At 69.1% G+C, this 21,456-nt stretch carries 22 protein-coding genes and 1 pseudogene; 6 read left to right on the plus strand and 17 right to left on the minus strand.

What is annotated here, in order from left to right; translation table 11 throughout:
* Nucleotides 1-100: 100 nt before the first annotated feature.
* The 4 genes from MHO01S_RS03000 to MHO01S_RS03015 all read right to left on the minus strand — a co-directional run bounded on the left by MHO01S_RS03000 (nucleotide 101) and on the right by MHO01S_RS03015 (nucleotide 6,228).
* On the minus strand, nucleotides 101-1,096 hold the full coding sequence (locus tag MHO01S_RS03000; protein WP_056206914.1) for a VOC family protein: 996 nt from the start codon (nucleotides 1,094-1,096) through the stop codon (nucleotides 101-103).
* Nucleotides 1,097-1,114: 18 nt separating this feature from the next.
* Nucleotides 1,115-2,746, minus strand: coding sequence for an AMP-binding protein (locus MHO01S_RS03005; RefSeq protein WP_056519850.1), 1,632 nt, complete (start codon nucleotides 2,744-2,746; stop codon nucleotides 1,115-1,117).
* Nucleotides 2,747-2,898: 152 nt separating this feature from the next.
* Nucleotides 2,899-4,353, minus strand: coding sequence for an aldehyde dehydrogenase (locus tag MHO01S_RS03010; RefSeq protein WP_056206916.1), 1,455 nt, complete (start codon nucleotides 4,351-4,353; stop codon nucleotides 2,899-2,901).
* A gap of 105 nt (nucleotides 4,354-4,458) precedes the next feature.
* On the minus strand, nucleotides 4,459-6,228 hold the full coding sequence (locus MHO01S_RS03015) for a sigma-54-dependent Fis family transcriptional regulator (protein WP_503826000.1): 1,770 nt from the start codon (nucleotides 6,226-6,228) through the stop codon (nucleotides 4,459-4,461).
* 713 nt (nucleotides 6,229-6,941) lie between these two features.
* On the opposite strand from MHO01S_RS03015, the gene MHO01S_RS03020 reads away from it, so the two are divergent.
* Nucleotides 6,942-7,736, plus strand: coding sequence for a metallophosphoesterase (locus MHO01S_RS03020; protein ID WP_056206920.1), 795 nt, complete (start codon nucleotides 6,942-6,944; stop codon nucleotides 7,734-7,736).
* A 259-nt stretch (nucleotides 7,737-7,995) separates the two neighbouring features.
* Here the strand turns inward: MHO01S_RS03020 and MHO01S_RS03025 are convergent.
* The 7 genes and pseudogenes from MHO01S_RS03025 to MHO01S_RS03055 all read right to left on the minus strand — a co-directional run.
* A pseudogene (locus MHO01S_RS03025) lies at nucleotides 7,996-9,042 on the minus strand (ATP-binding protein); the annotation flags it as partial.
* Nucleotides 9,039-9,401, minus strand: a complete 363-nt coding sequence (locus tag MHO01S_RS03030) for a YraN family protein (RefSeq protein WP_060958486.1) — start codon at nucleotides 9,399-9,401, stop codon at nucleotides 9,039-9,041. The gene MHO01S_RS03030 and the pseudogene MHO01S_RS03025, both read right to left, overlap by 4 nt.
* A gap of 117 nt (nucleotides 9,402-9,518) precedes the next feature.
* Nucleotides 9,519-9,842 (minus strand): DUF2469 domain-containing protein, encoded by a 324-nt coding sequence (locus tag MHO01S_RS03035; protein WP_060958485.1) that lies wholly within the window; start codon nucleotides 9,840-9,842, stop codon nucleotides 9,519-9,521.
* A gap of 54 nt (nucleotides 9,843-9,896) precedes the next feature.
* A complete protein-coding gene (gene rnhB, locus MHO01S_RS03040; RefSeq protein ID WP_061781800.1) occupies nucleotides 9,897-10,556 on the minus strand; it encodes a ribonuclease HII in 660 nt (219 codons plus the stop codon).
* The gene (gene lepB, locus MHO01S_RS03045) at nucleotides 10,553-11,305 is read right to left on the minus strand and encodes a signal peptidase I (RefSeq protein ID WP_060958483.1); all 753 of its coding nucleotides are present in this window, start codon (nucleotides 11,303-11,305) and stop codon (nucleotides 10,553-10,555) included. The genes rnhB and lepB overlap by 4 nt, the downstream gene beginning before the upstream one ends.
* A 144-nt stretch (nucleotides 11,306-11,449) precedes the next feature.
* Complete coding sequence (gene rplS / locus MHO01S_RS03050) at nucleotides 11,450-11,794, minus strand: 50S ribosomal protein L19 (protein WP_060958579.1); 345 nt, start codon at nucleotides 11,792-11,794, stop codon at nucleotides 11,450-11,452.
* Nucleotides 11,795-11,961: 167 nt separating this feature from the next.
* Nucleotides 11,962-12,456 carry a hypothetical protein gene (locus tag MHO01S_RS03055; protein WP_060958482.1) on the minus strand — a complete coding sequence of 165 codons (495 nt, stop codon included), beginning with the start codon at nucleotides 12,454-12,456 and terminating at the stop codon, nucleotides 11,962-11,964.
* A 52-nt stretch (nucleotides 12,457-12,508) separates the two neighbouring features.
* Between MHO01S_RS03055 and map the strand changes: the two genes are divergently transcribed.
* Nucleotides 12,509-13,291, plus strand: coding sequence for a type I methionyl aminopeptidase (gene map / locus MHO01S_RS03060; RefSeq protein WP_061781801.1), 783 nt, complete (start codon nucleotides 12,509-12,511; stop codon nucleotides 13,289-13,291).
* A gap of 31 nt (nucleotides 13,292-13,322) precedes the next feature.
* Here map and trmD read toward each other — a convergent pair whose 3' ends face one another.
* The 4 genes from trmD to rpsP are packed head-to-tail and all read right to left on the minus strand — an operon-like array spanning nucleotide 13,323 to nucleotide 15,282.
* Entirely contained in the window at nucleotides 13,323-14,015 is a 693-nt protein-coding gene (trmD, locus tag MHO01S_RS03065; RefSeq protein ID WP_060958480.1) for a tRNA (guanosine(37)-N1)-methyltransferase TrmD, read from the minus strand.
* 1 nt (nucleotide 14,016) lies between these two features.
* Nucleotides 14,017-14,625: a ribosome maturation factor RimM gene (gene rimM, locus MHO01S_RS03070; protein WP_060958479.1), complete on the minus strand. Its 609-nt coding sequence runs from the start codon at nucleotides 14,623-14,625 to the stop codon at nucleotides 14,017-14,019.
* Between the two features lies 1 nt (nucleotide 14,626).
* Entirely contained in the window at nucleotides 14,627-14,857 is a 231-nt protein-coding gene (locus MHO01S_RS03075; protein WP_060958478.1) for an RNA-binding protein, read from the minus strand.
* A gap of 5 nt (nucleotides 14,858-14,862) precedes the next feature.
* The gene (rpsP, locus tag MHO01S_RS03080; RefSeq protein WP_060958477.1) at nucleotides 14,863-15,282 is read right to left on the minus strand and encodes a 30S ribosomal protein S16; all 420 of its coding nucleotides are present in this window, start codon (nucleotides 15,280-15,282) and stop codon (nucleotides 14,863-14,865) included.
* Between the two features lie 185 nt (nucleotides 15,283-15,467).
* Between rpsP and MHO01S_RS03085 the strand changes: the two genes are divergently transcribed.
* Nucleotides 15,468-16,631, plus strand: a complete 1,164-nt coding sequence (locus MHO01S_RS03085; protein WP_060958476.1) for a glutamate--cysteine ligase — start codon at nucleotides 15,468-15,470, stop codon at nucleotides 16,629-16,631.
* Nucleotides 16,632-16,706: 75 nt separating this feature from the next.
* Nucleotides 16,707-17,456, plus strand: a complete 750-nt coding sequence (locus tag MHO01S_RS03090; RefSeq protein WP_060958475.1) for an SGNH/GDSL hydrolase family protein — start codon at nucleotides 16,707-16,709, stop codon at nucleotides 17,454-17,456.
* 4 nt (nucleotides 17,457-17,460) lie between these two features.
* Here the strand turns inward: MHO01S_RS03090 and ffh are convergent, their stop codons facing one another.
* A complete protein-coding gene (ffh, locus tag MHO01S_RS03095; protein WP_061781802.1) occupies nucleotides 17,461-19,017 on the minus strand; it encodes a signal recognition particle protein in 1,557 nt (518 codons plus the stop codon).
* A 32-nt stretch (nucleotides 19,018-19,049) separates the two neighbouring features.
* A complete protein-coding gene (locus MHO01S_RS03100) occupies nucleotides 19,050-19,592 on the minus strand; it encodes a TetR/AcrR family transcriptional regulator (RefSeq protein WP_082808016.1) in 543 nt (180 codons plus the stop codon).
* A 119-nt stretch (nucleotides 19,593-19,711) separates the two neighbouring features.
* Here MHO01S_RS03100 and lipB point away from each other — a divergent pair, with 119 nt between their 5' ends.
* Nucleotides 19,712-20,359, plus strand: a complete 648-nt coding sequence (gene lipB / locus MHO01S_RS03105) for a lipoyl(octanoyl) transferase LipB (RefSeq protein WP_060958473.1) — start codon at nucleotides 19,712-19,714, stop codon at nucleotides 20,357-20,359.
* Nucleotides 20,356-21,381 (plus strand): lipoyl synthase, encoded by a 1,026-nt coding sequence (lipA, locus tag MHO01S_RS03110; RefSeq protein ID WP_060958472.1) that lies wholly within the window; start codon nucleotides 20,356-20,358, stop codon nucleotides 21,379-21,381. Before lipB ends, lipA begins: the two co-directional genes overlap by 4 nt.
* The last annotated feature ends 75 nt before the right edge of the window (nucleotides 21,382-21,456 follow it).

The following is a 21,456-nucleotide window of genomic DNA, read 5'->3' on the forward strand; positions in this document are numbered from 1 at the left end:
CGGCCATCTTCGTCCTATTCGCGTCGCTCCGGGGAGAACCGTTCCACGGTGCGAAACGCCTGGCCCAGACCGTATCAGGCGGGGACGGGGCCAGGAGGAGCTAGAGTCCGGCCGACGGAGTGGTCTCCAGGCTCCGGGCGTCGCCCTTGTAGACGAACGGGTCGCCGTACCACGTAAGGCCGTCGGGGAACTGCTCGCGCTCCCACTTGATCGGCTCCCAGTCCGGATCGAAGATCAGATAGCCGCCGGCATAGATCTCCACGCGATGCCCCGATCCCGGATCGAGGACATAGAGGTACATGGCCTGCCCGATGCCGTGCTTGCCGGGGCCGAGGTCGAACGTTACGTCGTAGTCGCGGAGCACGTCCGCCGCCGTCAGCACGTCCGACAGGTTCTCGAGATTGAACGCGACGTGGTGGAGCTGACCGGTCTTGCCGTACGAGTTCGCGACCATCGCCAGGTCGTGCACCTGCGGAGTGACCGACATCCACGACGCCAGGACGGTCGTGTCGTCGCGGTGAAGCGCGTACTCTCTGCGGTTGAACCCGAGGTTGTCGCGCACCCACTGCTCGGCCTGGTTGATTGTCTCGCGCGATGTCTGCACGTTGAAGTGGTCGATCCGGCGGACCCCGAGGCCACGGCGCTTGGAGCTGTTGCTCGGCAGCTTGGACCGCAACTCTTCGGGAGCCTGAGGTTTGTCGATGTCGTAGTAGAGCTCGAACGGGTGCCCGCTGCCCGGCACGAGGAAGCGCACCGCGGTGCCGCGTCCCTTCTCGGCGCCTGCGGCAACCTCGACGACCTCGATCTCCTGCTTGTCGAACTCGTTGGCGAACAGCTCGACGTCCTGAGGACGCTTCACACGGAAGCTGTAGGAGTTCACGATGCTCTCCTCTTGCTGAGTCAGCACGAGTGAGTGATGCGTGAGTTCCTGGAAGCCTCTCAGATACGCGGTGTCGCCGTCGCGCTGCACGATCTCCATGCCCAGGAGATCGCCGAAGAAGTGCAGCGACTTCTCCAGGTCCTTCGTGCCGAGGTTGATGGCGCCGCACTGAGCGACCTGCGGGCCCGGATCGTAGTTGTCAGAGAGCTTGCCCATGAGCGTGGAGGGTTCCTTTCAGCGCTTCTTCGACGGCACCCGCACCGCTTCAGTGAAGGGTGCAGTGTCGACGGTGGATGATGTCGCGCCGTCGAGCTCGCTCACGAGCAGACGGATCGCGGGTTTGTCGAGCTTTCCTGCGCCGTTGCGGGGAACCACGTCGAGCTCCACGAGCCGTCGCGGAAGCTTGTACCGAGCAACCGACTTCGTCAGGAAGTCGCGAATGTCGTCGAGCGAGAGAGCTTCGTCACGAAAGCTCACGACGGCGCACACCGTCTCGCCCCACTGCGGATCGGGAACGCCGATGACGGCCACGTCCTCGACCTCCGGGTGGGCGGCGAGCACGTTCTCGATCTCGGCGGGGTAGACGTTCTCGCCGCCCGTTATGATCATGTCCTTGAGGCGATCCACGATGAACAGATAGCCGTCCTCGTCTGCGTAGCCTATGTCGCCCGTGCGGAACCAGCCATCGGGCGTGAAGACCGCCGCGGTCGCTTCCGGGTTGTTCCAGTAGCCACGCGAGACGTTCGGCCCGCGAACCCAGAACTCGCCCGTCCGCCCGGCCACCGCGACGTCGCCCATCGTCGTGGGATCGACGACCTTGACCTCGGTGTACGGCATCGCCACACCGCACGACCCCAGCTTCTCCGACGTCATCGACGACTCGAGATAGGTCGCGAACGGCGCAGTCTCGGTGAGCCCCCAGGCCTGCTGCAGGAGGACCCCCTTCTCCGCATACGTCGCGATCAGCGCCGGTGGCACGGGTGCACCCGCAGCGATCGTCGAGCGGAGATTGCTCAGGTCGGCGTCGTCGAACCCGGGCTCACGCTGGATGCCGGCAAGCATCGCGGGCACGAGGAACATGCTGTTCACACGGAAGTTCACGAGGTCTTGCAGAGCCTGGGCCGGGACGAACGACCGCCGCACCACGAGCGTCCCGCCCCGGGTGATTGTCCGCAGTGCCAGGGCGTTGAAGCCGCCGATGTGGAACAGCGGCGCGACGGCGAGGCTCACGTCGCCGAAGCGCGTGTCGACAACCGAGTCAACGTTCACCCAGTTCCACCACAGGTTTCCGTGCGTGAGCATGACACCCTTAGCCTTGCCGGTCGAACCGGAGGTGTACAGCAGCGCTGCAAGGTCGTCGTCCGACTGACGCACGTGCGGCGGGATCTCTTCGTGCGCCGTCCGGAACGCCAGGAAGGACTGCCAGCGAGCCGACAGATCCGCGGCGGGCTCGAGAGCGGGGTCGTCGTCGACGACGAGGGCATGCCGGATCGTCAGCTCGGTCACGAAGTCGTCGATCGCAGTGGCCTGAACGGGCTCTGCGACGAGTACGTCCGGTCGCGCGTCCTCAAGCACGGCACGCACTTCGCGGGGCGCGAGCCGGAAGTTCAGCGGGACGAAAGCCGCTCCGACCCAGGTGGCGGCGAAGTAGGTGACGAGAAACGTCAGGCTGTTCAGCCCCGCGTAGGCGACCCTGTCGCCCGGCCCCACGCCGTCTGCGCGCAGCGCAGCGGCGAGGCGTCCCACGATCTGATGGAACTCGACGTACGTCACCTCTCGGCTCTCATAGTTGATCGCGACCATCTCGCTGTGGATGGCGCGGTGCCGCGCGATCAGGGGCACGGCACTGATATCGACTTCGCTCACGAAGAATCTCCCCTCGCTGGACGACAACGTCCGCTGTCAAGGATGCCGCTGCCGCTGCCTGCCCGTCAGTGTGCCGTGCCACGTCACGGCACACTGACGGACAAGGGTGACCGGGCTCCGCCGGGGCCAGGCATCCGACCCCGTTCCTCACGTCAGAGGTAGATGGACTGCGCGGTCTGATACGACGCGAGGCCCTCGGGACCGAGTTCACGTCCTATCCCGCTCGCCTTCACACCGCCGAACGGCGCCGTGGGATCGGGAAGGTATCCGTTCACCCCGATCGTGCCGGTGTGGATACGGCGAGCCACGTCGACCCCGCGGCCGTGGTCAGCCGTCCACACGCTGCCGCCGAGCCCGTAGGGGGAGTCGTTCGCGATGCGTACGGCGTGCTCGATGTCGTCGTAGGGGATCACGACGAGCACGGGCCCGAAAATCTCGTCCTGAGACACCGTCGCCGAGTTGTCGAGTCCGGTCAGCAGAGTGGGCTCGACGAACCAGCCACGGCCGAGCTCCTGCGGTCGTCCTCCACCGACGGCGACTCGGCCGCCTTCGGATCTGCCTCGGGCGATGAAGCTCTCGACGCGATCGCGCTGAGCGGAGGTCGCCATCGGCCCGACGAGTGTGGCCTCGTCGAGCGAGTCGCCGATCGGCAGAGACTGCAGCAGTCCCGCAAAGGCCTCGACGACCTCGTCGTAGCGGGATCGCGGCGCCAAGATGCGTGTGCCCGCGAAGCACGTCTGCCCGTTGTTCAGCAGTGTCGCACCATACAGGCCCTGCATGGATGCGGCGAGGTCGACATCGTCGAGGAGCACTGCGGCGGACTTGCCGCCCAGCTCGAGGGTGACCGGCCGCAGCAGCCTCCCGCAGGTCGCCGCGATCTCACGCCCCGCGGCGGTCGACCCGGTGAAGGCGATCTTGTCGATCCCCGGGTGCTCGACCAGCGCTCGGCCGGCTTCGCGTCCTCCCGGGACAATGTTGATCACGCCGGGAGGCAACTGCGCGGCCTCAACCGCTTGCGCGAACACATAGTCATCGAGCACGGTCTCGGGCGACGGCTTGACCACGATGGTGCAGCCCGACGCGAGGGCGGGGGCTATCTTGAACGACGCGAGCGTCTGCGGGTAGTTCCACGGAACGATCGCGCCGACGACACCGATGGGTATGCGCCGGACGAGCGTCGTACCCCCCAACAGACCCGGTCTCTCCTCCTCGACGGGCTGATCGCGCACGAGACCTGCATAGTACCGGTAGACCGCGGAGGGGAACACCGCCTCCAGACCGAGGGACGTGCTGATGGGCATGCCGTTCTGGCTGCTCACCAGGCGGGCGATCTCGTCCTTGCGCGCGTCAATCTCGTCGGCGAGCCGCTCGATGGCATCGGCACGCTGCCGCGGGGTCCACTGGGACCAGCCCTGCGGGTCGTCGAAGGCCCGCCGCGCCGCAGCGACAGCGGTGTCGATGTCGGCCGTGCCCGCCTCAGGGACGTCCCCGATGATCTCGCCGGTGTTCGGCGAGACCACTTCGATCCGGCTGGCCCCCGCGGGGACGACCCATCCGCCATCGATGAAGAATTGATCGTGTCGCACGATCGTGCCCTTAGTGCTCATGGCGTGCTCCTCTCTGAGTCCGTTGAGGCGAGTCTGCGCGCGAGTCAGCGACGGCGGGTGTACAAGTTCTTTACGACCTCCGTACGCCGAGGCTCGCGAGGACCCCTAGCGCGCGATGCCCAATGCGCGGATACGGCTGTACAGGGTCGGCCGGCTGATCGCGAGCAGGCGTGCGGCCTGGGCAATGTTGCCATCGACCTCGGCGAGCGTTGTAACGATCGTCTCGCGCTCGGCCTTCTCCAGCCGGCTCAGGCGCCGCGCACGATCGGTTCTGCGGTAGGCCGGAGGTAAGTCCTGAACGCTCAGCTGCCGAGTACGCCCTTCGCTCCCTGCCACATCGACGAATTTGCGGAGCTCGTGAAGATTGCCCGGCCAGTCGTGCGCACGAAGCGCCTCCAAGGCGCTGGGGGCGAGTACGAGCGGGGACCCCTCCGCCGTGAGCCCGCGGATGAGTTCAGGCAGCTCGTCCAGGCGGTCCCGCAGCGGTGGCAGGATCGTGCGATCTGTTGCGTTGGCCAGAAGAGCCGCGTGCGCGGGACTCGACGGGAGTCGGGTTCCGCAGATCAGCACGACGGCGTCGGCGGCGTCGGCAAGCAGGCGTCCCAGCGCGCTTGCGAGTGCAGGTGAGAGGGCATCCACGTCGTCGAAGACGCACGGACCGGCTTGGAGGCCGAGCGCGGCGCCCCGGAGCCATGTCGCTTCTCCGTCCAGCGACGCGGACTCCGCAGTATGGTGAGACGCCTTAGGGCCGGCAAGACGAAGCGCCTCCGTCGTCCGACCGACACCCGGTTCTCCGACGACCAACGTCAGCTCCGGGGTACGCGAGTGCTGAGGGGCACCCTCCGTGCGGGCGTGGGATGCGGCGACGCCAGACCCTGGCCGGACGTGAGGATCGATCTCCAGCAGGACGCAGTCTCCGCGCGCTCCGACGCTCTCGACCCGCACACGCGCATCCGCGCCGCTGACGAGGCGAACGAACTGCACCGGTCGGGCTTCGGCATCCGTGCTGCTGAGCGAGCGCAGCAGCGGATAGTCAGCGGGATCGACGGCATCCGTTGCGGCGGTGTTCGCCAGCACGAAGCTCGGACCCAGAGCCAGCACCGGCCTGCTCCGATGCGCCGTGCGCTCCTGATAGCGACGGAACAGCTCCAGCTCGGAGGCTTGAGACAGGTCGAGAAGACGTGCCTCGATGTCCTTCGCCGCGCGACCAAGCAGCGGTCCGAGGATCGGGGCCGCACCCTTCGCGAACCCGCTCACGTCGATAAGGCCGACGAACCTCTTCGTGATTGGATGCAGGATCGGCGTTCCATAGCAACTGAAGTCCTTCAGCGACTCCAGGTAGTGCTCCTCGCCATGAACGGCAAGGGGCCTGCGCAGCTCTCGCACAGTCCCGATGGAGTTCGTTCCCGTCAGCTCCTCGTCGAAAACCCGCCCCGGCACGCCTCCGCTTCGTTCGATCTGCCGCGCGATCGTTCGCTCGCCGAACCGTGCGCCGATGATGCACGCACGCTCGTCGGCGAGCATGACTGCGAAGGGGTAATCGACCATCGACTCGGCGATCTCCTCGATCACCGGCGCCGCAGCCCTCGTGAGCCGGCTCGCCCGCTTGACCTCAGCGAGCCGCACACGCGGGCTGCTCGGATCGAGTCCGCTGTGTTCCGATCGGCGCCACGAGTAGGCGATCTCAGGTCGCTGCGCCCGCCTCACCGGTCTCACGATCGCGCCCTCCGATCCACGCTTCACCTCGTCGTGCACAGTCGCGGTGCCCCCGACCCTAGACCTCGGTCGCCGATCTCGCGAGGTTGTTCCGCTCTCCGGCACGCATCGAGGTCGACGAGGCTGACGGACGCCGTCGCGGGTGAGTCTCCTAGCCACCTCGACAAGGAATCCCCGACCAGAGCAGCCTCGGATCAACCCGACGAGCCAAGAACCTCACCCCTTCTTAGAACCTCACCCCTTCTTGGGGCGCCAACAGTACCCTCCAATGTGATGCGTCGGCCGGGGCCGTCGCGGGTTCTCGAGAACCATCCGTCCTCCTGTCCCGCAGCGATGCGGCCGGTGGCGCATTGACGCACCGGGTATCCATCTGTGGGCGCGACCTGTTCACCGGGCACTATCGTGTGCTGGGCAGGGCTGACCGGGGTCGACGAGATTGGGAGCGTGACCAGGTTTTCCGGACACCTGAGTTGAGGCGATGATCTTCTCGGAAGGAGTCTGTGAGATGCCTGCTGCTCACCCACCGGAGTTCCGGCGTCGAGCCCCGGATCTGGTCGCCCAGGGAAACCCTGTCGGCCAGACCGCCTGTGATCTGGCAATCAGCGAGTCCTGTCTTCGCAACTGGATGAACCGTGACGCAGTCGACAGTGGCCGCAAGCCCGGTCTGACGACCGATGAGCACAAGGAGCGCTTACGCCGGTGGCCGGTGGCGCAGTAGCTCGGATCGCGGCAGGCGAGCCTTCAGCGCCTTCCTGCCAGGCAGACCGCCACTTCGATGAGCTCTAGCGGAAGCTTCCCAGAGCTATCAGACAATAGACCGCGGTAGATTCCGCTAGACATTCCCAACCCCACGATGATCGGCGGAGGCGACCGTGAGCGAGTATCCGTGGTTCGACTTCGACCAGGTCGACTTCGTGACCGCGGACACCCATTTCAGTCATGCCCGCATCAGCGAACTCGCCGGCCGCCCGTTCACCACCGTCGAGGAGATGAACGAAGAACTGATCCGCCGATGGAACCACACGGTGGCCGCGGAGGACATCGTCCTTCACCTCGGGGACGTCGGGCTCGGCCCGATCGAGGAGTCCCTCGCGCTGACAGCACAGCTAAATGGGCGCCGGTTCCTCGTCCCCGGTAACCACGACCGGGTCTCGTCTGCGACGCAGAGCAAGCGGGCGATCGAACGATTCCGGCCACAGTACGAACAGGCCGGGTGGACCATCCTCCCGGACGTCATCGAGGGCACGCGGCACGGATACCGACTGCTCGCATCCCACTACCCCTACCGTGGCGACACGCAAGACATGGACTGGCAAACAACACATCGGCCGCGGTGGGACGATGGGATCCCCCTGCTACACGGGCACACCCACGCCCGCGACCACGGACCGGACGGGCATCAGTTCCACGTCGGTGTTGACGCGCACGGCTACGCCCCGATCCCATTCACCATCATCGATGCCTGGATCCAAGGGCTGCCGGGCGTCGAGACCTGGCTCGAAACTGCCATCCGCGAGGCGCATCAGCTCGTCACCGACTTCGACAACGCGGAAAGACCGGGCATGGACGCGATGTTCTATGTGCACGGCTACAACGAACTACGCGTCGCGATCGAAGAACTCCTGGGCGCCTTGGGCACACCCAACGATCCAGAGGGAAACGGCTAGGACTCAAGCCGCGGCACCAACGATGTGGCCATCTTGTCGTCGCGACGCGGAGTCGCCTCCCTTCACCAATCTCCGTGACGGATCCACTCCGGAAGGGAACCGGCCCACGCACACCGGGACAGCCGCACGATGAGGTCCCAATGCGCGCGCAGCCAAGTCCGAGGGTCGGCCACGAATGCACTGCAGCAGCGCGGTGGCGCTACGAGCGACCTCCTGAGTCACTGTGGTGTCTCTAGGCACTGTCCAGTCGTACACAAAAGACGACGAGCTGGAATCGGGCCGGGAAGCTCGCCCGGAACCCGGCGCGATGGATCTCGATCGTGCCGGACTCCAAGGGCTGTCGCAGGGCGTCGAGGGCGTGGCCGGCGAACTCGCCCGCCTCGTCGAGGAAGAGCACCCCACCGCTCGCCCGCGCGATCGCGCCGGGGCGCACGGCGCGGCTGCCGCCTCCCACGAGCGCCGCCGCACTGGCGCTGTGATGGGGTGCCTCGAACGGCGGAGTGCGGCAGAGGTCGGTGACCGCCTCCCCCGCGAGCGAGCGCAGGGAGGCGGCGTGGACCGCGTCGTCGTCGTCCAGATCGGGGAGGATGCCGGGAAGGCGGCGCGCCAGCATGGTCTTGCCCGCACCGGGCGGTCCGCTCATCAGCACGTGGTGTGCACCGGCGGCGGCGACGGTGAGTGCGTCCACGGCATCGGCCTGCCCGATCACGTCCGCCAGATCCGGCGGGGGCGAGGCCGAACCGCGCCGCGGAGCCGCCGGATGCGGCACGGGCTCCACCGGGACGTCGTCGACGTCGAGCCCGTGCCAGCGGGCGACGTCGCGCAGGCAGGCCGCGCCCAGCACCTCGACACCGTCCACCAGCGCCGCTTCCTCCCGGTTCGCGTGCGGCACGACCACCCTGCGCACCCCCGCGCGTGCCGCCGCGGCCACGGCGGGCAGCACCCCGGTCACCGGACGCACCCGCCCGTCGAGGCCGAGCTCGCCGATGTGCACCGTGGCGGCGAGGGACGCGGCATCCATCGCGTGCTCGGTCGCGAGCGACGCGATCGCGATGGCGACGTCCAGACCGGACCCCTGCTTCGGGAGGTTCGCCGGTGACAGGTTGACGGTGAGTTTGCGTCGCGGGAGCGGCAGGTCGCTGTTCGCGCAGGCGTTGTGCACGCGCTGATGGGCCTCGCCGATGGCCTTGTCGGCGAGGCCGATGATCGAGAACCCCGGCATCTGATTCGACAGGTCCGCCTCGACCTCGACGAGATCACCCCGCAGGCCCGTCAGCACGACGCCCCAGGTGCGGCCGACCGTCATCGCACGTCCTTCAGGTGCTCCAGCAGGGCGGTGGCCGGATCGTCGCCGGTCACCCCGATCACATCCACACGCGTGCGCCGTCGCCGCGAGAGGTCGGGATGCGCCGACGCCCACGCGTGGGCCAGGCGCCACAGGCGTGCGCGTTTGCGCGCGTCGACGGCGTCGAACGGGTGCCCGAACATCACCGATCGTCGTGTCTTCACCTCCACGACGACGAGGTCGCCGCCGTCGACGGCCACGATGTCGATCTCCCCCACGGCGCACCGCCAGTTGCGATCGAGGACCGTGTATCCGTTCAGCGCGAGGTGTCGCGCGGCGCGATCCTCACCCGCCCGACCGAGCTCGTCCTTGTCTGCCATGGCAGCAGACTGGCGTCATCCGCGGCCGCGCGCGGGCGCGGCGACGGGATCGGTGGACGGTCGATCGGCGTCCGGCGCTGGGGAGGAGCCGACGTCTCGTCCGGGGCGCGGGTGCGCTCAGGAGTCGAGCGAGAGCTCGTCGGGGAGTTGGAAGTCCCGGCGCTGGAGTTCCTCGACGTTGACGTCCTTGAACGTGAGCACGCGGACCGACTTCACGAACCGGTCGGCGCGGTAGATGTCCCACACCCACACGTCGGTCATGGAGATCTCGAAGTAGAAGTCGTGCTCGGTGTCGCGGCGCACGACGTTCACGTCGTTGGCGAGGTAGAACCGGCGCTCCGTCTCGATGACGTAGGCGAACTGGGAGACCACGTCGCGGTACTCCTTGTACAGCGCCAGCTCGAGTTCGCGGTCGTAGTCGTCAAAGCCCTCGTCGTCCATGGTGCTCCCATCCTATGCGGGCGGCGGGGGCGGGCGGATGCCGCCGCATCCGCGTCAGAACAGCGTCGGCGCGTCGGCGATGGCCCACGACGCCCGATGATGCGCGCTCAGCCCGTGCGCGCGGATCGCATCGCGGTGCTCCAGGCTCGCGTATCCCTTGTTGCGCTCCCACCGGTAGACGGGGTGCTCGTCGTGCAGGCGCGTCATGAGGTCGTCGCGGGCGACCTTGGCGAGCACGGAGGCCGCCGCCGCCGACGCGCAGTCGCGGTCCGCCTTCACGATGGGACGCACCCGCAGACCGGACCCTCCCGCCGGGGTGATGTAGTCGTGGTTGCCGTCGAGGATGACGATCGCCTCTTCCGGGACGATGCCCGCGGCCCGGAGATCCGCGATGGCGCGCAGCGCGGCGAGGCCCAGGGCGCGGATGATCCCCACCTCGTCGATCTCCGCGGCGCTCGCCCAGCCCACCGCAGACGCACCGACCCACGCGGCCGCGCGAGCGGCCACGTCCGGGCGGCGGTGCTCGGCGACGAGCTTGGAATCGCGCAGGCCCTCGGGGATACGGCGCCGCGCGCCGGCGGCATCCATCACCGCGGCGCCGACCGCCACCGGGCCGGCCAACGCTCCCCGCCCGACCTCGTCGCACGCGATGACCAGCGCGTGCTCCTTGAGCAGCCGGCGCTCGACGGTCAGACGCGGAGCGACGATGCTCATTCCGCTCCCGGCGCGGGCACCCCCGCGAACACCGCGTGGTGCCCGTCGATCGTGCCGAAGCGGTCGAACGGCCAGGTGATCAGGAACGCGCGTCCGACGACGTTGTCCAGCGGCACGAAGCCCTTGTTGGGCTGATCCATGTTGTAGCGCGAGTCGCGCGAGTGGTCGCGGTTGTCGCCCATGACCCACAGCGAGTTCTCCGGTACGACGACGTCGAACGGGACCGGCTGGGGCGCGCTCTGGCCCGGGGAGAGGTTCAGGTACGGGGTCTCGTCGATCGGGGTGCCGTTGACCGTCACCTGGCCGATCGCGTTGCAGCAGACCACGTGGTCGCCGCCGACGCCGATGATGCGCTTGATCAGGTGCTCGTCACTGTCGGAGGCCGTGATGCCCACGAGGGACAGCAGCCAGTCGGCGGCCTGGGCGAGCGGCGGCTGATCCGGCGTGGCCGGCGCCGCGGGGAGCCAGCCGCCCGGGTCGCGGAAGACCACCACATCACCGCGCTCGTACCCGCCGAAGCGGGGAGTGAGCTCGTCGACGAGGATGCGGTCCTTGATCAGCAGGGTCTGCTCCATCGAGCCCGACGGGATGTAGAACGACCGCACCAGGAACGTCTTGATCACGAACGAGACCACGACGGCGATCAGCACGATCACCAGCACGTCGCGCAGCAGCATCCAGATGCCTCGACGGCGGCGTTGGCGAGGAGGGAGCGCCGTGTCCGGAGCCGTGATGTTGTCCGAAGTCATGCCTGTCTTTCTCGATCTCGGAGCCGCCCGTCGGTACCGCCCCTCAAGGGTCGCACATGCGCGCGCCGTCGGCTCCACACGCCTCGCCGGGACGACGGATGCCCCGGACCGCAGAGGTCCGGGGCATCCGTGAGGAGGAACGCGTCAGCCGCGCTTCTCCTTGATCTTGGCCTTCTTGCCGCGGAGGTTCCGCAGGTAGTAGAGCTTCGCGCGGCGGACGTCACCACGGGTGACGACCTCGATGTGGTCGATCACCGGGCTGTGCACGGGGAACGTGCGCTCCACGCCGACCTGGAAGCTGATCTTGCGGACGGTGAAGGTCTCGCGCACTCCGTCTCCGGAGCGGCCGATGACGACGCCCTGGAAGACCTGGATGCGGGAACGGTTGCCTTCGGTGATGTTCACGTGCACCTTGACGGTGTCACCGGGGGCGAAGGCGGGGATGTCGCTGCGCAGCGATGCCGCGTCGACGGCGTCGAGAATCTGCATGATCGTCACTTCCTGCGACCGCCACAGGTCGATCGCGAGATGGGGATGGTAAGGATTCGTGTGCCCGAGGCGATCGTTGCCGACGCCGTGCTCCCCTGAGGCAGAGCCTGTTCAGGGCACAAACAGCCATTCTGCCATGGATGCCGGGTGCATCCAAACCGCGTCGGTCAGGACGACGGGGGCGTGTTCTCGCGGATGACGATGATCTCCTCCGGCTCGGATGCGCGCGGAGCGTCGTCGCGCGCCGGGGCCACGTACCCCATGCCGGACGGCGTGCGCAGGATCGAGACCCGCGGACCGGCCTCGCGCCACAGCTGCGACAGCGACGACCACATGGCCGCGACGCCCAACGCGACGGTCACCGCGAAGACGGGCCACCACCACCGGCCGTCGAACACGCCGAGAGCGACGACGAGCACGTGCCACGCGCCGATCACCCCGGCATCGCGCCACGAGACGGCACGCTCGGCCCGCACGGTGCCGCGCGCCCGCACGAGCAGCGCGAGGATCAGCTGCCACACGAACACGATCGGCGCCGACAGCAGCACCCACAGCAGCGCCCACGGGCTCGCACCGAACACGATCCAGCCGACGACCAGCCACAAGGGCAGGACGAACGCCGCCGGAACGAGCCACCGGAAGAACGTCTGTCGCAGCCACATACCTTCGATGCTACGCCGGTCGGACAGAATAGATCCTGACGAAAGGATCACGATGATCGAGCTGCGCACCCCCGCCGAGATCGAGGCGATGCGTCCCGCGGGACGATTCGTCGCCGAGACGCTGGCGGCCCTCCGCGAGGACACGAAGGTCGGCACCAACCTGCTGACCATCGATCGGCGGGCGCACGAGCTCATCCGACGCGCCGGCGCGGAGTCGTGCTACATCGACTACCACCCGTCGTTCGGCGCCAGCCCGTTCGGCAAGGTGATCTGCACCTCGGTCAACGACGCCGTCCTGCACGGCCTCCCCCACGACTACGCGCTGCGCGACGGCGACCTCGTGACGCTCGACTTCGCCGTGTCGATCGACGGCTGGGTCGCCGACTCGGCGGTCTCCTTCGTCGTGGGCACGGCGCGCGACGAGGATCTGGCGCTCATCGACACGACGCAGCGCGCCCTCGACGCCGCGATCGGCGCGGCATCCGTCGGGGGGCGGATCGGCGACATCTCGCACGCGATCGCCGAGGTCGCGCGCGCCGACGGTTACGAGATCAACACCGATTTCGGCGGGCACGGAGTCGGACGCACGATGCACGGCGACCCGCACGTGCCCAACGACGGCAAGCCGAATCGCGGCTACCCGCTGCGGGCCGGACTCGTGGTCGCCCTGGAGCCGTGGTTCCTGCAGACGACCGACGAGCTCGTGACCGACCCCGACGGCTGGACCCTCCGCAGCGCCGACGGTTCGCGCGGCGCGCACGCCGAGCACACCGTCGCCATCACCGACGACGGTCCGCTGATCCTCACGGATCGCTCGTTCCTCGGCGTCGACTGAGGGGTGGATCGCGGCGGGTCCGCCCCGCCGCTCAGTCCGCCAGCAGATCCGGCCTGCGCGCGCGGGTCCGTTCGACCTGCTGCGCGCGTCGCCAATCGGCGACGCGGCCGTGGTGGCCGCTGAGCAGCACGTCGGGCACGTCGTAGCCGCGCCAGGCGGCGGGCTTCGTGTACGACGGGTACTCCAGCAGCCCGTCCTCGTGCGACTCCTCCACGAGGCTCTCGGGATTGCCCACGACGCCGGGGACGAGCCGGCCGATGGCTTCGATCATCGCCATGGCGGCGACCTCGCCCCCGTTGAGCACGTAGTCGCCGATGCTCGTCAGGCTGACCTCGCCGAGGGTGGCGGCGTAGGCGAATACGCGTTCGTCGATGCCCTCGTAGCGGCCGCAGCCGAACACCAGATGCGTCTCGGCGGACGCCCAGTCCCGCGCGGTCCGCTGCGTGAACACGGTGCCCGCGGGCGACGGGAACACGAAGCGCAGCGGCCCGTCGGCATCCGCGGCGATCGCGTCGAGCACCTCGCCCCACGGCTCCGGCTTCATGACCATCCCCGCCCCGCCGCCGTAGGGCGTGTCGTCGACGGTGCGGTGACGATCGTGCGCGTAGTCGCGCAGGTCGTGGACCCGCACGTCCAGGATGCCGGCGCCACGGGCTCGGCCGAGGAGCGAGACCTCCAGCACGTCGAAGAACGCCGGGAAGATCGTGACGACGTCGATCCGCACGTCAGTCCTCGTCGGGTGCGGCCTCGGCGTCGGCATCCGCCTCGGGGGTGTCGTCGTCGCCCGGGAGCTCCTCGAAGAGCCCGGCGGGGGGTGTCACGGTGATCGTGCCGGCGGCGATGTCGACGTCGGGGACGATCGCGGCCACGAAGGGCACGAGGATCTCGTCGTCGCCGCTGAGAGGGCGCACGACGAGCAGATCCTGGGCCGGCAGGTGGTCGACGCGGATCACGCGGCCGACGGGCTCGCCGTCCCGCTGAACCGTGAGCCCGACCAGCTGGTGGTCGTACCAGGCGTCGTCCTCGGCCACGGCCGAATCGTCCTGGTCGATCCAGAGGATGGCGCGCACGATGCTCTCGGCGGCCGTCCGGTCCTCGACCTCCTCGAAGAAGGCGACGGGGTGGGAGTTCATCCAGCGGAACTCGCGCACCGTCAGCGTCTTGCCGTGCCACGGGGAGGACTCGGGGACCTGCAGGGTGAAGACGGCGCCCGGGACGAATCGTCCGTCGGGGTCGTCGGTGTACAGCTCGAGCTTGAGGGCGCCCTTCAGGCCATGGGCCTTCACGAGACGCCCGACGCGCAACTGCGTGCGTGCGGGGCCGGCCGTCGCCATGTCAGTCGTCCGCGACGTCGACGCGGACGCGGGCACCGTCGGCGAGAGCGGACACGAGGGTGCGCAGCGCCTTGGCCGTGCGTCCGCCGCGCCCGATCACCCGACCTCGGTCGTCGGGGTGCACGCGCACCTCGAGGACGTCGCCACGCGGCGACGAGGAGGAACGGATGATGACATCCTCAGGGTGATCGACGATCCCCTTGACGATGTGTTCGAGCGCGGCGGAGAGCAACGGTCTTACTCTGCGTCGGTCTGCTCGGCCTCGGCCGGAGCCTCGACCTCGGCGGCGGGCTCTTCGGCCTTCTTCTCCGCCTTCGGCTTGATGACCGACTTCTTGGCGGAGTCGATCTGGAACTCCTCCTTGGCCGCGGCCGTCTTGACGGTCGAGACGGCGTTCGCGTCGCCCTTGAAGCGACCCCAGTCGCCCGTGAGCTTCAGCAGCGCGGCGACCTGCTCGGTCGGCTGCGCGCCGACGGACAGCCAGTACTGCGCACGCTCCGAGTCGACCTCGATGAACGACGGCTCCTCGGTGGGGTGGTACTTGCCGATCTCCTCGATCACACGACCGTCGCGCTTGGTGCGCGAGTCGGCGACGACGATGCGGTAGTAGGGCGCACGGATCTTGCCGAGGCGCTTGAGACGGATCTTGACAGCCACAATTCTCCTGAATGGTGTTGTGAGGTGATGAACGACGCTCGGGCTGTGGGGTGCACACCCGGCGGAAGCTCTAGGGTGGACGCGATCGCCTGATAGAGGGTCGAGCGAGCGGTCCAACGGTCTATTTTGCCAGATCGTGACGGATGCCGCGAACACGCCGTACTCCGCGTGTCAGACTGTGGGCCATGACGGTGCCCTTCGCGACATCCAGCCGGTCCACTGTCGGCATCGAGTGGGAGCTCATGCTCGCCGACGAGCAGACCGGCGACCTCGTCCCCCGGGCGCCGGAGATCCTCGCCGCACTGGGCGATTCCACGTCGTTGGAGCGTCACACGATCACCGGCGAGCTGCTGACGAACACGATCGAGGTCACCAGCGGCGTCGGCGACACGGTCGCGGCGGTCGTCGACGACATCGCCGACGCCATCGCGGCGATCCGCCGGGAGACCGATCCGCGCGGCATCGCGCTCCTGTGCGCCGGAAGCCATCCGTTCGCCCAGTGGTACGAGCAGGAGGTCACCGACAAGACGCGCTACCACAAGCTCATCGAGCGCACCCAGTGGTGGGGCCGCAACATGATGATCTGGGGCATCCACGTGCACGTCGGCGTCGACGACGTCAACAAGGTCTTCCCGATCATCGGTGCCCTCACCGCCTATCTGCCGCATCTGCAGGCGTTGTCGGCATCCAGCCCCTTCTGGGCCGGCGAACGCACGGGATACGCCTCGAACCGCGCCCTCGTCTTCCAGCAGCTGCCCACGGCAGGACTGCCCTGGCCGCTGACCGCGTGGCCGGAGTACGAGTCGTATCTCGACGACATGGTGCGCACGGGGGTCATGGAGGACGCCACCGAGGTCCGTTGGGACATCCGCCCGGCACCGCGCTGGGGGACGATCGAGGTGCGCGCGTGCGACGGGATGTCGACGCTTCCCGAACTGGCCGCCGTCGCGGCGCTGGTCCAGGTGCTGGTGGAGCACTTCTCGCGCGAGCTCGACGCGGGGCGCACCCTGCCCGCACTGCAGCCGTGGTTCGTCCGGGAGAACAAGTGGCGCGCGGCGCGCTACGGCACCGAGGCGCGCGTCATCGTCGATCGCGACGGAACCCAGCGCCCCGTGGCCGAGCACCTGCGCGAGACGCTCGCCGCGCTGGAGGACGTCGCTCGCGACCTGCACTGCGCGCGCGAGTTCGCGGGGGTCGGCCGCATCCTCGACGAGGGCGGCAGCTCCGCTCGTCAGCTGCTCGTCGCGGACGCGGCCGGAGGGGACCTCCGTGCCGTGGTGCACCACCTGATCCGCGAGTTCCGCGCCGGACCCACCCTGCACGAGCACCTCGCCGGCCTGGCCGACTGAGCGGCGTCGGCGCTCTCGGCCCGCGCATCGGATCACCCGGGCGTGTTCACACCGGGCGGAGCCTAGAGTGAAGCGGTGCGCACCCGCAGGCTCGTTCCGGTCGCCGCCGTCTCCGGCGCCGTCATCGCCGTGGCAGCGCTCGCCCTGTCCGGGTGCGCCGCGGCGGTTCCGGACGGCTCCGCCGACGCGCGGCGCCCGGAGGCCGCCCGCGACGCGCCGACCGCCGCCCCGGTGCCCGCCGCACGCGCGGCCGCGCCGAGTGCGACCGGTGGCCTGGTGGTCACCATCGGCGACTCGATCATGGCCGGGCTCGGTCTGGACGAGGACGAGGCCTGGCCCGCGCTGCTGGCGCGCGACACCGGCGCGGACATCGTGAACCTGTCGTGCAGCGGCGCGGGCTTCACGATCGAGGGCGACTGCGGCGATGATCTCGGCGGCCTGGTCGACGAGGCCATCGCGATGGACCCGGCGGTGGTCATCATCCAGTCCTCCGACAACGACCTGGACGCGGCGCAGGACGAGATCGACGACGCCACGCGGGCGGCCGTCGACCGGCTCCGCGCCGGCCTCCCGGATGCGCGACTGATCGGCATCGACACCCTCTGGCACATCGACGACGACGAGCCCGACGCGATCGGCTGGGCCAGCGACGCCCTGCAGAGCGCCCTCGACGCCGACGACGGTGTCTTCGTCTCCATCGGGCAGCCGTTGCGCGGACGACCCGACCTGCTGCAGTGGGACGGCGAACATCCCACCGCCGAGGGACAGGTCGTCCTGGCGGATGCCGTGGAGGCCGCCCTCGACGAGGCCGGCATCACCCTCTGACGGGTCAGCCCTTCCCGAAGAGCTTCTGGATCTCCGCGAGCTCCGCCTCGGTCGGCTGCGGCGCGGAGGCGCCGAGGCCGAAGCCCGACCCGGCGGGACCGCTCGGCGCCGCGGCCGCGAGGCCCGCGTTCTCGGCGGCGCGCTTGGCCGGGTTGCCGGAGCGGGAGCCGCTGCGCGCCTTCTGCTTGCCGCCCCGCTTGCTCGACGCGCCGGGCCTTCCGCCCACCGGCCCCATGCCCGGGATGTTGGGCACTCCGCCCCGTGCGACGGTCTTCATCATCTTGGCAGCCTGCTCGAAGCGCTGCACGAGCTGGTTGACATCGGTGACGGTCATCCCCGAGCCGCGCGCGATCCGCAGGCGACGGGAGCCGTTGAGCACCTTGGGGTTGCGGCGCTCCCCCGGGGTCATGGAGCGGATGATCGCCTCGGTGCGGTCGATCTCGCGGTCGTCGAAGTTCTCCAGCTGCTGCTTCATCTGGCCCATGCCCGGCAGCATGCCGAGCATCTTCTTCATCGACCCCATCTTCTTCATCTGCTGAAGCTGGTCGAGGAAGTCCTCGAGGGTGAACTGCTCGGTCGCGAGCTTCTCGGCGACCTTGCGCGCCTCCTCCTCGTCGAAGGCCTGCTGCGCCTGCTCGATGAGGGTGAGGATGTCGCCGAGGTCGAGGATGCGGCTGGCCATGCGATCGGGGTGGAAGGCCTCGAGGTCCTCGAGGTTCTCGCCCGTCGAGGCGAAGATGATCGGGCGGCCCGTCACGGACGCGACCGAGAGGGCCGCGCCGCCGCGAGAGTCGCCGTCGAGCTTGCTGAGCACCACACCGGTGAAATCGACGCCCTCCTGGAACGCCTTGGCGGTGTTCACGGCATCCTGACCGGTGAGCGCGTCGATCACGAACAGCACTTCGTCGGGATCGGTGGCCGTGCGGATGTCCGCGGCCTGCTTCATGAGCTCGGCATCCACACCCAGGCGACCGGCGGTGTCGATGATGACCACGTCGTGCTGCTGGCGGCGCGCGGTCTCGACGCCGTCGCGGGCGACCCGCACGGGGTCGCCGACGCCGTTGCCCGGCTCCGGCGCGTAGATCGCCGCACCGGCGCGCTCGGCGACGACCTGGAGCTGGTTGACGGCGTTCGGACGCTGGAGGTCGGCGGCCACGAGCAACGGGGTGTGCCCGTCCTTCTCGAGCTGCTTCGCGAGCTTGCCGGCGAAGGTCGTCTTGCCCGATCCCTGGAGACCGGCCAGCATGATGACGGTCGGCGGGTTCTTCGCGAACTGCAGCCGGCGCTGCTGACCGCCGAGGATCGCGACGAGCTCTTCGTTGACGATCTGGACGACCTGCTGCGCGGGGTTGAGTGCCCGGTTCACCTCGTCGCCGAGGGCGCGTTCGCGCACCTTCGCGGTGAACTCCTTGACCACGATCAGCGCGACGTCGGCGTCGAGGAGGGCCCGACGGATCTCGCGGACCGTCCCGTCGACGTCGGCGGGCGTGAGCTTGCCCTTGGTGCGCAGATTGCGGAAGGTCTCTGTCAGCCGATCGCTGAGGGTGCCGAAAGTCGCCATGATGCCCCGATTCTACGGGACCGGCCTCGCCCTCAGCCCTTCGCGAGCGCCAGCGCGTCCTCCCAGAGCGGTGCGAGCGCCGACCGTCCCGGTCCCGCGACCGCCCATGCCCAGACGGCGGCGAGCAGGGCGCCGGCCAGCGCGCCGCCGCGGACGTCCGCGGCGAGACGACCCGCGCCGCGGTCCACGAGCCCGTCGCTGACGGCGCGCGCCAGCCGGGCCGTGCGCAGCGCTCGTTCCGTGGCGAGGTCGGCCTCCATGCCCATCGCGGCCGCGTGCGTGATCGCGAGGGCCAGGCTGTCGGGGGCGAAGCCGTCCACGAGTGCCCGCAGGGCCGACACCGGGTCGGCGCCGGCCGCGAGCGTCGCGCACGCCGTGTCGGCGCGTTCGTCGAATCCGCTCCAGAGGACGTCGGCCTTGGAGGAGAAGTAGTTGAAGAAGGTGGAGCGGCTGACTCCGGCGCGTGTCGTGATGTCGGCGACGGTGGTCTCGGCGTAGCCGCGTTCGAGGAACAGCTCCGAGGCGGCCTCGGCGATCGTCGCCCGAGATGTGGCGCGCGGGCGACCGGAGCTCATCCCCTCACCCTACTGGGGCGTATTGTGGGTTCCCGATCGTGTTTTTAGACGCCGTGCAGAAATGATGCCACCAGCATCCCGTTCTGCCTCCTCACCCACCGACACCGGAGGAGCACACCATGCTCGATGTGCAGACCGTGGGCCTCGCGCCCGATCTCGTCCCCTACACGGACGGCTGGAGCCTGCAGCGGGAGATCCACGCCGGCGTCGTCGCCGGGGAACGCCCCGACACGCTGCTTCTGCTCGAGCACGAGCCCGTCTTCACCGCGGGCGCGCGCACGGCCCGCAACGAGCGTCCCACCGACGGCACGCCCGTCGTCGACGTCGACCGCGGAGGGAACATCACCTGGCACGGCCCGGGGCAGCTCGTCGGCTACCCGATCGTGCGGCTGACCGAGCCGGTCGACGTCGTCGCCCACGTGCGTCGCATCGAGCAGATCCTCATCGAGGTGCTCTCCGGCCTCGGCGTCGAGGGCTACCGCGTCGAGGGGCGCAGCGGCGTGTGGGTGCGTCGCCCCCTTTCTGAGGACAAGATCGCCGCCATCGGGGTGCGCGTGCAGCGCGGTGTCACGATGCACGGGTTCGCCCTCAACTGCGACAACTCCCTCCTGCCCTTCTCCCAGATCGTCCCGTGCGGCATCTCGGATGCCGGAGTCACGACGATCAGCGAGGTGCTCGGGCGCGACGTCTCCCCCGCCGACGTGCAGGATCTCGTGGCCGATGCCTTCCGGGCGTCGTTCGGCGAGGCCGCGGAGGTCGCGGCATGAGCGCGTGCGGCGTGACCCCCAGCGGCGACACCGGTCCGGCCAACGCGCCGGAGGGCCGCAAGCTCCTGCGTCTGGAGGTGCGCAACGCCCAGACGCCGATCGAGCGCAAGCCCGAGTGGATCCGCACGAAGGCGAAGATGGGCCCCGAGTACCAGGCCCTGCAGTCGCTCGTGAAGGACGAGGGACTGCACACCGTCTGCCAAGAAGCGGGCTGCCCCAACATCTACGAGTGCTGGGAGGATCGCGAGGCGACCTTCCTCATCGGCGGATCGCAGTGCACACGGCGCTGCGACTTCTGTCAGATCGACACCGGCAAGCCGGCGGACTACGACACCGATGAGCCCCGGCGCGTCGCGGACAGCGTGCGCAGGATGCAGCTGCGGTATGCCACGGTCACCTGCGTGGCCCGCGACGACCTCCCCGACGGCGGGGCGTGGCTGAACGCCGAGACCATCCGTCAGATCCACGCCGTCAACCCGGGAACCGGTGTGGAGCTGCTCGCAACCGACTTCAACGGCGAGCCACGTCTCCTCGACGAGGTCTTCGCCGCGCGCCCCGAGGTGTTCGCGCACAACGTCGAGACGGTGCCGCGCATCTTCAAGCGCATCCGCCCCGCATTCCGCTACGAGCGCTCGCTCGATGTGCTCACCCAGGCGCGCGCGGCCGGGCTGATCACGAAGTCGAACCTCATCCTCGGCATGGGCGAGGAGCCGGAGGAGGTCGTCCAGGCCCTCCAGGATCTTCACGACGCCGGCACCGACATCATCACGATCACGCAGTACCTCCGCCCGACGCCGCGCCACCTGCCGGTGGCGCGGTGGGTGCGTCCCCAGGAGTTCGTGGAGTTCAAGGAGGAGGCGGAGCGGATCGGGTTCCTGGGCGTCCTCGCCGGTCCGCTCGTGCGCTCGTCCTACCGTGCCGGCCGCCTCTGGGCGCAGTCGATGACGGCGAAGGGCCGTGAGATCCCGGCGCACCTGTCGCACCTCGCCGACGCGCAGCTGGGATTCGCCCAGGCCGTCTGACGCCGCCGCTCTATCCGCGAGCCGCTACTGCGCGTCCGAACCGCCATCGCGCGTGCCGTCCGGGCTGTAGCGGCT

The sequence above is a fragment of the Microbacterium hominis NBRC 15708 genome, from assembly GCF_001592125.1.
Taxonomy (GTDB): Bacteria; Actinomycetota; Actinomycetes; order Actinomycetales; family Microbacteriaceae; genus Microbacterium; species Microbacterium hominis.